The 14,077-nt window shown below is 70.4% G+C and carries 10 protein-coding genes and 1 pseudogene; 4 read left to right on the forward strand and 7 right to left on the reverse strand.

Annotated elements, in window-relative coordinates; genetic code table 11:
* Positions 1-468: pseudogene (locus tag AB0898_RS01110) on the forward strand (hypothetical protein); the annotation flags it as partial.
* A gap of 112 nt (positions 469-580) precedes the next feature.
* Here AB0898_RS01110 and AB0898_RS01115 read toward each other — a convergent pair.
* Entirely contained in the window at positions 581-1,033 is a 453-nt protein-coding gene (locus AB0898_RS01115; protein WP_366800705.1) for a hypothetical protein, read from the reverse strand.
* Between the two features lie 15 nt (positions 1,034-1,048).
* Positions 1,049-1,648 (reverse strand): hypothetical protein, encoded by a 600-nt coding sequence (locus AB0898_RS01120; protein ID WP_366800706.1) that lies wholly within the window; start codon positions 1,646-1,648, stop codon positions 1,049-1,051.
* A gap of 236 nt (positions 1,649-1,884) precedes the next feature.
* Here AB0898_RS01120 and AB0898_RS01125 point away from each other — a divergent pair, with 236 nt between their 5' ends.
* The 3 genes from AB0898_RS01125 (at position 1,885) to AB0898_RS01135 (ending at position 7,850) form a co-directional block, all read left to right on the forward strand.
* Entirely contained in the window at positions 1,885-3,075 is a 1,191-nt protein-coding gene (locus tag AB0898_RS01125) for a pyridoxal phosphate-dependent aminotransferase (RefSeq protein ID WP_366800707.1), read from the forward strand.
* Between the two features lie 189 nt (positions 3,076-3,264).
* On the forward strand, positions 3,265-5,817 hold the full coding sequence (locus AB0898_RS01130; protein ID WP_366800708.1) for a DEAD/DEAH box helicase family protein: 2,553 nt from the start codon (positions 3,265-3,267) through the stop codon (positions 5,815-5,817).
* Positions 5,814-7,850: an N-6 DNA methylase gene (locus AB0898_RS01135; RefSeq protein ID WP_366800709.1), complete on the forward strand. Its 2,037-nt coding sequence runs from the start codon at positions 5,814-5,816 to the stop codon at positions 7,848-7,850. Before AB0898_RS01130 ends, AB0898_RS01135 begins: the two co-directional genes overlap by 4 nt.
* 144 nt (positions 7,851-7,994) lie before the next feature.
* Here the strand turns inward: AB0898_RS01135 and AB0898_RS01140 are convergent, their stop codons facing one another.
* Genes AB0898_RS01140 through AB0898_RS01160 form a run of 5 tightly spaced genes read right to left on the reverse strand, consistent with a single transcriptional unit; the run spans position 7,995 to position 13,861 of the window.
* Positions 7,995-8,780, reverse strand: a complete 786-nt coding sequence (locus AB0898_RS01140; protein WP_366801036.1) for a carbon-nitrogen hydrolase family protein — start codon at positions 8,778-8,780, stop codon at positions 7,995-7,997.
* A gap of 11 nt (positions 8,781-8,791) precedes the next feature.
* Positions 8,792-9,994 carry a PLP-dependent aminotransferase family protein gene (locus tag AB0898_RS01145; protein ID WP_366800710.1) on the reverse strand — a complete coding sequence of 401 codons (1,203 nt, stop codon included), beginning with the start codon at positions 9,992-9,994 and terminating at the stop codon, positions 8,792-8,794.
* A complete protein-coding gene (locus AB0898_RS01150) occupies positions 9,991-11,202 on the reverse strand; it encodes an enolase C-terminal domain-like protein (protein WP_366800711.1) in 1,212 nt (403 codons plus the stop codon). Before AB0898_RS01150 ends, AB0898_RS01145 begins: the two co-directional genes overlap by 4 nt.
* Entirely contained in the window at positions 11,199-12,065 is an 867-nt protein-coding gene (locus AB0898_RS01155; protein WP_366800712.1) for an alpha/beta fold hydrolase, read from the reverse strand. Before AB0898_RS01155 ends, AB0898_RS01150 begins: the two co-directional genes overlap by 4 nt.
* Complete coding sequence (locus tag AB0898_RS01160; protein ID WP_407078271.1) at positions 12,062-13,861, reverse strand: GH3 auxin-responsive promoter family protein; 1,800 nt, start codon at positions 13,859-13,861, stop codon at positions 12,062-12,064. Before AB0898_RS01160 ends, AB0898_RS01155 begins: the two co-directional genes overlap by 4 nt.
* Positions 13,862-14,077 lie beyond the last annotated feature (216 nt).

Below are 14,077 nucleotides of genomic sequence, written 5' to 3' on the forward strand. Positions count from 1 at the left end.
CAGGCGCCCGCCCCCTCTCAGTTACCGCCCCCGCACCCACCCCCGCAGGACGAGCCGCCCCCGCAGGAGGAGTGGCCGCCGCACGACGAGTGGCCGCCGCCGCAGGAGGAGTGGCCTCCGTGGTGGCCGCCCGAGGAGCCGGAGTCGTTGCCGGCCACCCACCAGCTCGTTCCGCCGTCGGACGAGGAGGACGAGGAGCGGTACGACGAGCGCGATCCCACCCTCCCGCGTCCCTTGCCGAGCGAGACCCTCCCCCGACCGCGCCGGGCACGGGCCCGCGCCCGCGCCGCGGCCGTCACGACGATCACCAGCGCCACCAACAGGACGATGCCGAACACCATGGCGTCATCCCCCTTTCGTTCCCCCGAAGCGGCCCCCCGTGGGCGCCTCGCCACCGCACCGTACGGCGCGGTGACCGGGGGATGCCCGGCCCGCCGTACGGTCAAAGCAGAATTGAGCAACTTCTGAGGGTTTCCCCGGGGCGGACGCGGCAGCGAGACCCCTCCCGACGACTCGCGCCGCATCGGCCTCGGTTAGAGGGAATTCCCCCCACCCTCAGAACACCGGCGCACTCCCCGCCCTATTTACCGCCCGGCAGCACGACGGACATCCGCCATATCACCGAATTAGGCGCCGTGAATTTCCACGCCGTTTCACGCAAATGGGCGTGCGGAATCCGGGCGGTGAAGACCCCGCTGCCGTCACCGCATTCGGACGCCGCGAGCGTCTTGCCGGCGGAGACGATGCCGAACCTGGCCGGTCCCGCGCACGTCCACATCACGGTGACGGACGACGCGCCGCCCGCCGACGCGGGAAGCGTGACGCCCCCGGCGCCGCGCCCGGACCCCGTGTACAGCACCTTCGTTCCGACGGGGAGCGCCGACTGGACCGGATCCGGCAGCCGGGCCGGACCGGTCGGCGTGGACGCCGGGGAGGGAGCGGCGGCGGTCCCCTTCGCGGTACCCCCGCCACCGGAACAGGCCGACACGAGCACGAGCGCCGAGAGACAGGCAACCCGCAGAAGAGACTTCATCAGATAGTCCCCGGCTCACGAGTGGGCGATGTAGGGCGAGAGCGCCGGAAGCCTGGCGGTCCCGTGGTTCGAGACGATCCACTTGCAGCCGCCGTTGTAGGAGCCGCGCTCCCAGTTGAACGAGTAGCCCTTCGAACCGAGGGCGAGCCAGCCGTCCTTCTGGTTCGACGGAACCTTCCAGGTGCCGCCGAGCGTCACCGTGGTGGTCTTTGCGTACGAGATCGAGCCGCTGATGGTCTCCTCGGCGGCGGCGACGAGGACCGACGCGCTCAGCTTGACCGCGTAGCTCACCGTGCCGGTCCAGGTGTGCCCCTTGGCCACCGAGACGGAGAGCGTGACACCGGACGCCCCGTAGACGGTCTTGCTCTTGTCTCCGACGAACGTGCTCTTCACCTTGGAGAAGGAGAAGCCCGGGTCCGGCAGACAGCCGTCCGTGTGCACAGGGCTGGAGTCGACATCGACGTCGTCCGGCGCCTGGGGAATAGGGTTCCCGTCCTGGTCGGCGTCGACCACCGGTACGTCGTCCGCGAAAGCGGTGCCCGCCCCTCCCGCACCCACGGTGAGAAAAGCGGTCAGTACGGCGGCCGTGCACGCACGGGATAACGCGGCATTCACAGTTGTTTCCCTCCCTGTTCACCCCCGGCGGGGGTGGCATGGCCATAACAATCACGGAATACCGGAGTGACCGTCAAGGAAGTCTGGGAAACTTGAGCCAGACCTGAGCTCCCGGGTCAAGGGAATACAAAAGCTTGATCCTTGAACTTATGGCGCCGATTTCCGGGCGGAACAGACCCCCGTCCGAGGCGGCCGCCGGACACCTCGGTTGAGGAAGCCCCCGGCCGGGGCGCAGGATGGCCCGCATGACCTCCAGCGCACGTCCGTACCTCAACCGCCGGCTCGCCGAGTTCGGGACGACGATCTTCGCCGAGATGTCGGCGCTCGCCGTGTCCACCGGCTCGATCAACCTCGGGCAGGGCTTCCCCGACACCGACGGCCCCGAGGAGATCAGGGAGGCGGCGGTACGGGCGCTGCGGGACGGGCGCGGGAACCAGTACCCGCCGGGCCCGGGCGTCCCCGAGCTGCGGAACGCCATCACCGCGCACCAGCAGCGCCGCTACGGCCTCGCGTACGACCCCGACACCGAGGTGCTGGTCACGGCCGGCGCCACGGAGGCCATCGCCGCGACCCTGCTGGCGCTCCTCGAACCGGGCGACGAGGTCGTGGCCCTGGAGCCGTACTACGACTCGTACGCCGCGAGCATCGCGATGGCCGGCGGACGGCGCGTGCCCGTCACGCTGCGCCCCGACGCGGGCCGCTTCACCCTCGACCTCGACGAGCTGCGCGCCGCCGTCACCGACCGCACCCGCCTGCTGCTGATCAACACCCCGCACAACCCCACCGGCACCGTCCTCACCCGCGCCGAACTCGCCGCGATCGCCGAACTGGCCGTCGAGCGGGACCTGTTGGTCGTCACCGACGAGGTCTACGAGCACCTGGTCTTCGACGACGCCGAGCACATCCCGCTGGCCACCTTCCCCGGGATGCGCGAGCGCACGGTGACCATCGGCTCGGCCGGCAAGACGTTCTCCTTCACCGGCTGGAAGGTCGGCTGGGTGACCGCCGCGCCCGAGCTGGTGAGCGCGGTCCGCTCGGCGAAGCAGTACCTCACCTTCGTCTCGGCGGGCCCCTTCCAGTACGCCGTCGCCGAGGCCCTCGCGTTCCCCGAGTCGTACTACGCCGGCTTCCGCCGCGCCATGGCCACCCGCCGCGACCTCCTCACCACCGGCCTCACCGAAGCCGGCTTCGACGTCTACCGCCCCGCCGGCACCTACTTCGTCACCGCCGACATCCGCCCCCTCGGCGAAAAGGACGGCTTCGCCTTCTGCCGCACCCTCCCCGAACGCGCGGGCGTCGTCGCCATCCCCAACGCCGTCTTCTACGACGACCGCGAAGCCGGCGCCCCCTTCGTCCGCTTCGCGTTCTGCAAGAAGGAAGAGGTACTCACCGAGGCCACCAGCCGCCTTCGACGTCTGGCGCCCTGACCTCACGCCTTGCCGGCGCCCGCCGGCCCGCCATCGCTCACGGTGGTGTGCCGGAATCGCAGCCGCCCACTGCCACGCCGTCCCCTCACTCAGGGGACGGCTGCGGCAGTCGACGTCCACCGCGTGTCCCGTGATCCGTCATATTCGGTTTCTCGCTGCGGTGTCAGACCCTGCTGCCAGACTGAGCAGGTGAGCCTGAACGAGAAGGAGACGCGCCTCCAGCTGATCGACCCGCTTCTTGCGGCCGCAGGGTGGGCGGACGAGCTGGTCGACGAGGAGTACATGTACCGCCCGGGCAAGCTGCGGCTGCTCGGTGATCAGACTGTTCGCGATAGTCCGCAGTTCGTCGACTACGTTCTGCGCACCGAGCCGCGCGGCTGCATCCTCGCTGTCGTCGAGGCCAAGGACGAATCTCACGCCGAAGGCGCCGGCCTTCAGCAGGCCTTGGCCTACGCCGTCGATCTGGCGGCGCCCTTCGCCTACTCGACGAACGGGCACGGCATCGTGGAGCAGGACTTGCGCACGGGACAGGTGCGACAGCTCCGCGCTTTCCCGACCCCTGACGAACTCCGCCTACGCTTCGAGTCCGGCGCGACCTGGCGCACCACGACGGTCACGGGGCGCGGCGGCGACCAGGTGCCGAATCCGCTCCTGCAGCCGGCCTTCGCACTTCCCGGCGCACCGGCCATGCGCTACTACCAAGAGCATGCGGTCTCGGCCGCGATCGAGCAGGTTCTCATGGGCCGCCGCCACGCGCTGCTCTCGCTGGCCACCGGCACCGGCAAGACATTCATCGCCTTCAACTTCGCCTACAAGCTGCTGGCCTCCGGATACGCCCGGCGCATCCTGTTCATCGCCGACCGGGTCAGTCTGCGGGATCAGGCGTACAACGAGTTCGGCGGGCTGGGGGAGCGCCGCGGAGTGGTATCCGGCCCCGACGTCCCGTTGGCCCGTGACGTCCACTTCGCCATCTACCAGACGCTCTACGCGGACGCCCCCGGCGGTGGGAAGGTCTTTGAGCGCTACCCCAAGGACTATTTCGACGTCGTCATCGTCGACGAGTGCCACCGCAGCGGCTACGGGGACTGGGGGGCGATCTTGGAGTACTTCTCGGACGCCTTCCATCTGGGCATGACCGCTACGCCGAAGCAGGACGACTCCATCGACACCTATGCCTTCTTCGCCGGCGAGAACCTGGATGAGGGCGGAATCCCACGTCCCGTCTTCGAGTACTCCCTCGGTCGCGGCATCGACGACGGCTACCTCGCGACCTACAAGGTGCTCAGGGTCAAGACCACCGTCGACGAAAGTCTGGTAATCCAGGACGAGGTCGAGCGCGGTGCCGAGCTCATCGTCCCCGAGGGCACCACGCCCCGGGACACCTATGAGATGCGCGAGTTCGAGCGGGCCATTGTGGTCCCCGACCGCACCCGTCTGCTGTGCCGGCACCTGGCCGGCGTGCTGCGGACGAACGGTGCCCTCGACAAGACCATCATCTTCTGCGTCACCATGGAACACGCGGAGCTGGTGCGCCGCGAGATGCAGGACCTGCTCGGATCAGAGACCGGAAGGAATCTCTACGCCGCCCGGATCGTCAGCGAGGAACGCGATGCCGGAGCCATCCTGGAGCAGTTCCAGCTGGCCTCCAGCAGGGAACCGATTGTCGTCACCACCGTTGACCTGCTCTCGACCGGCGTCAACGCGCCCTCGGTACGCAACATCGTCTTCATGCGGCCGATCAGCTCGGTCACGTTGTTCAAGCAGATCATCGGGCGCGGAAGCCGAGTCGACCCGATCACCGGCAAGACGTACTTCCGGATCATCGACTACACCAACGCCACCCGCCTCTTCGACGCCTGGGATCTGCCCACGGCGCCCCCCGTCGCCGGCCCGGTGGAAGGTGACCAGGTCGTGGCCGGGGTCGTCACGGACGACGAGACAGGTGAACTGATCGCCGATGCCTCGATCTCCGTTCGCCTCACCGGGCGCCTGCTCGCCGAGGCCCGGACCGACGACAACGGTGCGTTCCGTATCGAGGATTTGCCGGGAACAGTCGTCGACGTCTTCGTGACCAGCAGGGGCTACACACGCCGGCACCTGCGCGTCGACGCGACAGAGGCGGAAGCCGGCGAGCTGGAAGTCGCCCTCCGCAAGCCGTCCCAGGTCGATCACCGGCTCAGGATCTCCGGCGTCGACGTGGCGATCGCCGAAGAGGTCGAGCTGGACCTCGGCAACGGCAACGTCATTCACAGCAACGAGTACCTCGAACGAGCCAAAGCCTCAATCCTCGAGCGGGTCGGCTCGCTCGGGGAGCTTCGGGACACCTGGGTCGACAAGAACAAGCGTGCCGAACTCGGCGAATACCTCGGCATGCGGCAGGTCACCTCCGAGCTGCTGTCACTGGTGCTGGGACGCGCCGATGTCGACGGCTTCGACCTTCTGGCCCGCGTCGGATTCGACTTCGAACCGGTGAATCTGTCCGCCCGCGCAACCGCGGCCGAGCCGGTGCTGGCTGCCGAGTTCCCCGAGCTTCCCGACGGTTTTCTCTCGGCCGTGCTGGACAAATTCCGTTTGGGGGGCGTGGCGGAAATCTCCAGTAGCGAGCTCTTCCAACTGCCTCCGTTCGTGACCCGCTGGGGTGGCGTACTCGGGGTGACGTCACTCCTCGGCGGACCAGAGAAGGTTGCCTCCTTCCTCGGGGCCATCCCCCGCGCCCTCTTCAAGCCCGAAAGCAACGCATGAGCACCTCCGAACTCCAGGCCAAGATCAAGGCAGCATCCGACAAGATGCGAGCCGACGACAACACCAAAAACGCCCTGAAGTACCTGGAGCAGCTCACCTGGCTACTCTTCCTGAAGGTCTTCGACTCGATTGAAGAGAATCACGAGATGGTCGCCAAGATCGACGGCACCGTCTACAAGCCGCTCATCAAGGACGAGTACCGCTGGGGCACCTGGGCCAGAAACTCGAAGCTCACCGGCGACCGGCTCATCGACTTCGTCACCAACGATCTGCTGCCCTACCTCCGTAAATTGTCCGGCAGCGCCCGGGCCGAGCGCTTCGCCGCGATCTTCGCCGAAGTCCGAACGGTCATGAAGTCGGGCTACTCGCTCAGGGAAGTCATCTCCATCGTCGATTCGATCGACTTCCACGCTCTGGAAAACCATCACTCCATGAGCGTCATCTACGAATGGCTCCTGGCGCAGACGGCCGACGCCGGCTGGTCCGGTGAGTTCTACACACCGCGGCCGGTCGTCGAGACCATGGTGCGCTGCATCGACCCGAAGCTCGGCGAGAAGATCTACGACCCCTGCTGCGGCTCGGCAGGCTTCCTGGTCGCGAGCGCCGAGCATATTGAGCCGTCGACCAAGACCACGGAGCAGCGTGAACAGTTCAACTCGGGGACGATCTACGGTCAGGAATCCGGCGAGATCGCCGCACTCGTCGGCACCATGAACCTGATCCTGCACCGCGTCGAGGATCCACAGATCATCCGGCGGAACACTCTGGAACAGGACATCCGCAATGTCAACCCGAGTGACCAATTCCATGTCATTCTAACGAATCCGCCGTTCGGTGGCACCGAGAACCCCCAGGTGCAACAGAACTTCCCGAGCAAGTCCGCCGCCACCGAGTTGCTCTTCCTGCAGCATTGCATGGCCAAACTGCGCGATGGCGGACGGGCCGCGATCGTCCTCCCCGACGGCATTCTCTACCGCACCGAGACCGCGTTTTCAACCGTGCGCCGCCGTCTGGTCAACGAGTTCAATGTGACGGCCATTGTGCGCCTGCCCACAGGCGTCTTCCCCACCGCCGCAGACATTCGCACCAATCTCATCTTTTTCAGCAAGAACGAGCGCACCGAGACCATTCGGTACTACCAGGTTCCGTCTCCACCGGGAAAGCGCTCCTACAGCAAGACCAATCCACTGACTCGAGACATTCTCAAGGGCGTCGAGCAATGGCTGATCAAGGGCGAGCCGGACGAATACTCCTGGGAGGTCGCTTACGACACGCTCGTCGAGAGCGGCTTCGACCTGGACGTCCCCTGGCCAAACGCGGCGCAGGTCACGGGTGCGGAGACGGCAGGCGAGCAGCTGGAAGAGCTGCAGGCGCGGCTCGGCATCCTGAGCGAGCTGACCGAAGCACTCGTCAAGACACACGCCGAGCTGCACAACTATCCGCTCAAGGAGGCCATCCCGATCGGGAACTTCGTCGTCGAGGCCGGCGCACGAGCAGGCGGTAGGACACCCGACCGCTTCGTGGGTGTGAGCAATACCGGCGGCCTGGCACCTTTCAAGGGCAAGACCGCCAGCGACACCAGTCGCTACCGCGAGCTCCGGCCTGGCGATTTCGTCTACAACCCCATGCGTGCCAACGTCGGCTCGATCGCGCTCTGCCGCCGGGAGGAGGAGGCCGGCTGGGTCAGCCCTGACTATGCGGTCTTCCGGCTCACGGAGGACGCACCGTTCGATGCCGAATACCTGCTCATGTATCTCAAGAGCGAGCAAGGACGGGCGGAAATCGAGCGGAAGAGCCGCGGAGCGGTGCGTCGCCGTCTCTACATCGACGGTCTTCAGCAGATCGCGGTGCCGCTGCCGGGTGACCACGAGGCATGGTCCGCACTCATCGGGTCCTTCGCCTCGATCCGCCGGCACCTGCGCGAGTTGCCCGTGACGTCCGTCGGGGCGTTGGCTGCTTTCGAGGCGGCCGTGTTCAGCCCCCGTGAGCAGCCGGGGAGGCAGCCGGGCGAGACCGGTCCTTCCGCGGGCTGAAGCCGGCGCGGCCGCACGGCTGAGGCCCCGCCCTCAATGCCTCTGGGGGGAACGGTAGGACGGTGGCGCCTGGCCTCCTGGATGGTGCCGTCCGGAGGCCCGGCAGACCACGCCACGCTCCGGACGGCACCCACCGCGCCCGGTTCACCAGCGGCGGTTCGCCAGGACCGGTACGGCCGACCGGGCCCGGGTCACCTCCCCCAGGTCGAGGTCCACGACCGTAAAGGTGGGGGCGGGGCCGAGCCGGGTCAGTACCTCGCCCAGTGGGGAGACGGCCAGGCTGCCGCCGATGCCGGTGGGGGCCGGGGACGGCTCGGCCTCCGGCGGGGCGGCCTGGCCTACGGCCACGACGAAGCCCGTGGAGTCCAGCGCGCGGGCGCGCGCCAGCAGTTCCCACTGCTCCCGCTTGCCGGGCCCGGCGCCCCAGGAGGCGGGGACGACGGTCACCTGGGCGCCCCGCGCGGCCAGCTCGGTGAACAGGCCGGGGAAGCGGATGTCGTAGCAGGTCGCCACGCCGATCCGGACCCCGGCCACCTCCACGGTCAGCGGCCGGTCGCCGGGGGCGACCGTGTCGGACTCGCGGTGCCCGAAGGCGTCGTAGAGGTGGATCTTGTCGTAGTGGGCCAGGCGGCCGTCCTCGGCGGCCACCAGCACCGTGTTGTACACCCGGCCGCCGGGGGCGGGCCGGAACATGCCGGCCACCACGGTCAGGCCCGCCCCGGCCGCGAGCGCGCGCACCCGGCTCGCCCAGGGCCCGTCCAGCGGCTCGGCGACCGGGGCGAGCGGCACGCCGAAGCGGCACATCGTGGCCTCCGGAAGCACCAGGAGCCGGGCCGAAACCTCCGCGGCGCGGCCCACCTCCTTCTCCACCAGCGCCAGATTGGCCTCCGGGTCCGCCGTGCCGCCGAGCTGGCCGAGCGCGACGCGCAGCCGGGCGGCGCTCACGGCAGGGTCCGCAGGACGGCGGACAGCCGCTCCAGACCGGCCGTCAGGTGCTCGTGCCGGGCCGCCGAGTAGGCGAGCCGCAGATGGTCGGCGTACCGGCCCTGCTGCAGCGGGTCGTAGAACGTGCCGACCGAGTAGACGACCCCGGCCTCCCGCGCCCGCTCGGCGAGCAGTTCGGCCGCCGGGACACCGCCCCTGACCCGGGCCCAGACGAAGAATCCGCCCGCCGGTTCGTCGAACTCCAGCTGATCACCGGCCTCGCGCAGGGTGCGCACGGTGAGTTGGGCCCGCTCCCGGTAGCCCTCCCGGGCCCGCGCGAGGAGGCCGTCGAACCAGTCGCCGCGGGCCAGCAGGGAGCGGGCGATGGCCTGCGAGAGGGTCGAGCTCTGGAAGTCCAGCCGCCGGCGCAGGTTGATGACGTGCGGGGCCAGCCACTCGGGGGCGATCAGCCAGCCGAGCCGCAGTCCGGGACCGAGCGTCTTGGCGAACGTGTGGGCGACGACGACCCGGTCGCTGTCGAGCGGGAAGTCGGGCTCGTGGCTCCCGTCGTGCGCGAAGTGCCGGTAGGGGTTGTCCGCGAGGACGAAGAAGCCGTACCGCTCGGCGAGTTCGACCAGCCGCAGCCGCCGCTCGTACGGCAGCAGCCCGCCGGCGGGGTTGTGGAAGTCCGGCACGGTGTAAAGGGCCTTGGGGCGCAGCCCGGCCCGCAGCCTCTCCTCCAGGACGTCGACGTCGATGCCATACGGGCCGACGGGCACCGGATGGATGTCGGCACCGGTGTTCTCGACGATGCGGATGGTGTCGGGGAAGACCGGGTCGTCGACCACGACGACGTCGCCGGGTTCGGCCACGGACTGCAGCGCGAGGGCGGTGCCGTGCAGGCCGCCGTTGGTAATGAGCACCCGCGCCGGGTCCACACCCTCGCGGGCGGCGATCAGCTCCCGCAGCGCGGGGTCGCCCGCGTTGGGGCCGTAGCCGAGCGCCGGGCCGCCGGTGTCGGACCCCGCCAGCAGGCTCTGGGTGACCTCCCGTATCTCGGCCAGCGGAAGGGCCTCGACGGCGGGGGCGCCGCTGACCAGGTTGACGAAGTCGGGGCCGGGACGGCGGGAGGGGACGGCGTAGGGCGAGGAGACGGAGAGCGCGGCGACGCGGGAGGAGATCAGGGTCTGGGGGGCGGGGGCGGTCGAAGCCGTGGTCATGCGGACGTCCTTGTCGTGAGAGCGGGTGTCGTCGGGGTCACCGGAACACGGCCGGCGTGCGTGAGGGGCAGCCGTGGGGCGGGGGCCAGTCCGAGGCCGGGCCCTGCGAGCGGCGGGGCGCGGTGGCGGACCCGGTCCACGGCGTACGGGGGCTCGGTGATGTCCGGGGCGAACCATTCGTCCTGGCGGCCCGATTCGACCGCGACCAGGTCGTCGGACCAGGCCGCGAGGAGCCGTCCGGCGGCCCACAGCGGGCCCACCTCGGCGACCTGCACGCCGAGCTGGCACCGCAGCCCGCGCGCACGGGCGTGCGCCAGCAGCCGCAGGGACGGCAGCAGGCCGCCGCACTTGGAGACGCGTACGTTGACGTACGTCGCGGCCGCGTGCTCCCGGGCGGCGTCGAGGTCGGCCGGGGTGACGGCGGACTCGTCCAGCATCACGGGGCAGCCGGTGTCGCGCTGGACGGCGCCCAGGGTGGCCCAGTCGCGGGGGCGGGTGGGCTCCTCCAGCCAGGCCGTCCGGTCCGCCAGGAGGGCGGCGGCGCGCAGGGCGTCCGCCGGGCTCCAGCAGCCGTTCGCGTCCACCGACACGGTGGTACGGCGCGGGTCCACGAACGCCCGTACCTCATCGACGAGTTCGCGGGTCGGCCACGGGTCGGGCAACGCCTTCACCTTGACGTGGGTCAGGTGGGCAAGGGCCTCGGACGGGAGGGCGCCGAGCAGCTCGCCCGGGGTTCGGCTGGAGTCGAGGACCAGCGCAGAGGTGCGCACGCGCGGTGCGTCGCGCAGTACGCCGGGGGTGGCGGCGACGGCCAGCGCCTCGGCCATGTCCCGGCCGTGGGCCCGGCACAGCGCGTCGAGCAGGGCCGTCTCCAGGGCTGCCGCGGCCGCCGGCGCGGGCGCTTCCGAACCGCCGAGGAGGGCGGGCAGGCCGAGGGAGGCCAGGGCCCGTACGCCGTCCGCGAAGGAGCCGTCGAACACCTCGGCCCAGTCGGGGAGCCGGGCGGTCAGCAGCGCGTGCGTCACGCTCTCGAGGGTCTCGCCGGTGACGTACGCCCGGGGCGCTCCCTCGCCCCAGCCGGTGACGCCTCCGACCGTGCAGCGGACCAGCACCGACTGCGACCAGCGGCGGGCGTGGGCGGCGTGGGCGAAGGAGCGAGCCATGGGGACACGGGTGGTGTACACGTCCAGGGCGACGCGCGCGGTCATGAGCCGGCTCCGGGCGCCGTGGCCGTCGCCGCCAGCCACTCCCAGTAGGCGTGACGGGCCGCCGAGAACTCCACGTAGTGCCCGGAGCCCGGCAGGGCGAACTCCGTGGCGTGCGGGGTAAGACCCGACAGGACCTGCCAGGAGATGTCGAGGTCGATGATCGCGTCGTGTTCAGGGCGCACGAAGTGCACGGAGGCAGCCGGCCGTTCCCCCCAGGTGCCGCCCCGCATGTAGACGTCCTCCAGCCGGACCATCACCGACCGGGTGGAGGCGGTCACCTGGCGGATCATGAGGATGTCGTTGGCCATGAAGTCCAGGTAGGTCCGCACGTCCGTGTAGTCCGGATCGGCCAGCGACAGGGGCACGGTGACCAGGCCGCCGCCATCGCGCAGCGTCGCGAGCCCCGCCCCGGCGCCGTGCCGGGCCCGCTGCTGGCCGAGTGCCGGGGCGCAGAACACCAGCCGGGCGTCGAGCGGCACCTGTCCCCGGGTGACCAGGGCGGCCAGGACGCTGCCGCCGAAACTCTGGCCGACGACGGTCAGCGGAACGCCGGGGGTGAGCCGGCGGGCCGCCGCGAGGGTCTGGGCGAGGTCGTCGAGTATCCGCTCGGCGGAGGGCAGATGGCCGCGCGGGCCGCCGCTGGTACCGCTGCCGCGCCGGTCGGCGGCGTGCACGGCGACACCCCGGGCGGCCAGTTCGGGGCCGGTCTCGAAGAGCCAGCCGGCGTGGCTCTGGATGCCGTGGACGTAGAACACCGCAGCGCGGGCGGGCTGTTCGGGCGCCCAGCTGTGCAGGCTCAGGACGGTGCCGTCGGACGCGGTGAGCCGCGCGGTCGTACGGCTCGGGGCGGCGGCTGTCGTCATCGGACGGCACCTCCCCCGGCGAGCAGGGCCGGTTCGGTGCTCGCCCGCAGCAGGTCCCTCTCCCGCAGGGTGTCCAGCAGTCTCGTGTCCCGCTGCAGCCAGTGGTGCTTCACCTGGTTCGACGACGTGCCCTGCGCGCGCAGCCGCTCCTCGGTCCGGGCGAAGGCGCCCCACTCGGCGGCGGTGGCCTCGATCCGGCCGAGCCGCCGGGAGGCCCGCTTCTCGTCGTACTCGATGTTGATCCGGCGCAGGGCGGTGTCGACGTCCCGCGCGAACGCGTCCAGAGCGGGTCCGTCGAGCGCGTCCGCGCCCTCCACCACGACGTGGTAGCGCGGCGGGGCACCCCACACCGGCACACAGGTGAACAGCGGTCGGCCGCCCAGGTGCTGGGGGAGCGAATCGACCACAGCCTGGTGCACCTGCGCCTCGGTGAGCTTCTCCCCGGTGAAGGAGGCACGGAACCCGGCCCGGCCGGTGAACTCCAGGCGGGGGGTGGCACCGTAGTGGCCGACGACCCGGTAGACGTCACCGACGTCGTACCGCAGCAGCCCGTTGGCCTGGCTCATCACCAAGCGGTACTCACGGCCGCTGTCCAGCTCGTCGTAGGCGAGGGTCGGGGTGTCCGGGGCGAGCGAGGCGCCGCCGGCCGACTCGGCCGGGACGAACTCGTACAGCCCCTGGTCGACGGCGAGCGGGCCGGCGGAGGGGTGGCCGTCGACGGGCAGGGTGACGATGCCCTCGGTGCCGGTCGTACTGAAGGGCAGCCGGGCCACCCCGGGCAGGACCTCCTCCAGCCAGTCCCGGTAGAGGGCGGCGGAGGCGGAGTTCCAGGAGACGGCGAGCGACAGGTTCGGCCACAGCCCGGTGAGGGTCATGCCGCCGTCGCCCGCCTCCAGTACGGCCGCGAGCCGGCCCGCGGTCTCCCGGTCCGGGGAGAGCGCGGGGTGCAGCCTGCCGTTCAGGGTGCCGTCGCGGACGTCCGCCACGAGCCGTTCGCCCGAGGCGGCCAGCGTCTGCGCCAGGCTGATGAGCTTGGACGGGTTGAGGGCGACCACGGCGCGTACGTCACCGCCCGCGAGCAGGCGCAGCTTGCGGTACAGCGCGGCGTCCCAGTCCTCGGCCCGGTCGCCGAGGAACCACGGCTCGTCGTACCAGGGCGGCAGCCAGTCATGGGAGCTGACGGCGGCGGGGCGGCTGGAGATGCTGTAGGCGGGGCGGTCGTCGCCCGGGACGGAACGCCCCGGCACGCGCTCCCAGGAAAGGTCGAGGATCTGCGGGATGTGGGCGGCGGACGCGCCGAGGCCGGCCCGCGCGTCGGCCTCGGCGAGCGCCTCGAAGTACAGCCCCCACTGCGCGTAGAGCGCCGGGCCCCGGTAGCGGTCGCGCCAGTGCCGGGTGGTGGGGATGTACTTGGGGGTGCCGCTGGAGCCGGATGTCTTCAGGTACGCGTAGGGGTGGCTGCGGGTGAGGACCCCCAGGCGGCCCTCGCGGGCGCGGCGGACGTACGGCTCCACGTCCTCGTACCGCTGGATCGGCACCGCGCGCCGCCAGTCCTCTGCGGTGCGGACGCGGGACAGGGAGTGCGCGCGGCCGAACTCCGTATCGGCGCACTGGCCGAGAATGTCCTCGAATACCGCACGGACCGCACCCGCCGGATTCTCATAGATTTTCCGCTGCTTTTGCAGAGAAAATCGGGTGCGTATACCGAACGCGTGGCAGGCGCAGGGAGAGGGGGCCGCCGCCTGGGGCGACGGGATGTCGACGGGGTGGGCCGCGGGTGTGACAAGGGGTGCCATGTCTGTCCTCCGACGGGGACTCGGGTGCGGGCTCAGAGTCGAACTCTCGGAATGACGCGCAGGTCAACCGCCCTGTGCCGCGACGGTGCGGCACATCGGGGCCGGGGGCGCACGGATGTGCGCCAGGGCCGGGCGGGATCAGCGGGAAACGCGACAGGGGGAACCGGGACAGCGGATGGAACAATCCGCTGATTCAATCCCCGGCCGACCGCTGTA

Source organism: Streptomyces sp. NPDC005435, from assembly GCF_040703155.1.
Taxonomy (GTDB): domain Bacteria; phylum Actinomycetota; class Actinomycetes; order Streptomycetales; family Streptomycetaceae; genus Streptomyces.

Excerpts from the sequence above, each read along its gene's own strand:
- AB0898_RS01115 (WP_366800705.1), bottom strand. The coding sequence starts at position 1,033 with ATGAAGTCTCTTCTGCGGGTTGCCTGTCTCTCGGCGCTCGTGCTCGTG.
- AB0898_RS01135 (WP_366800709.1), top strand. The coding sequence starts at position 5,814 with ATGAGCACCTCCGAACTCCAGGCCAAGATCAAGGCAGCATCCGACAAG.
- AB0898_RS01155 (WP_366800712.1), bottom strand. The coding sequence starts at position 12,065 with ATGACGACAGCCGCCGCCCCGAGCCGTACGACCGCGCGGCTCACCGCG.
- AB0898_RS01125 (WP_366800707.1), top strand. The coding sequence starts at position 1,885 with ATGGCCCGCATGACCTCCAGCGCACGTCCGTACCTCAACCGCCGGCTC.
- AB0898_RS01150 (WP_366800711.1), bottom strand. The coding sequence starts at position 11,202 with ATGACCGCGCGCGTCGCCCTGGACGTGTACACCACCCGTGTCCCCATG.
- AB0898_RS01145 (WP_366800710.1), bottom strand. The coding sequence starts at position 9,994 with ATGACCACGGCTTCGACCGCCCCCGCCCCCCAGACCCTGATCTCCTCC.
- AB0898_RS01160 (WP_407078271.1), bottom strand. The coding sequence starts at position 13,861 with ATGGCACCCCTTGTCACACCCGCGGCCCACCCCGTCGACATCCCGTCG.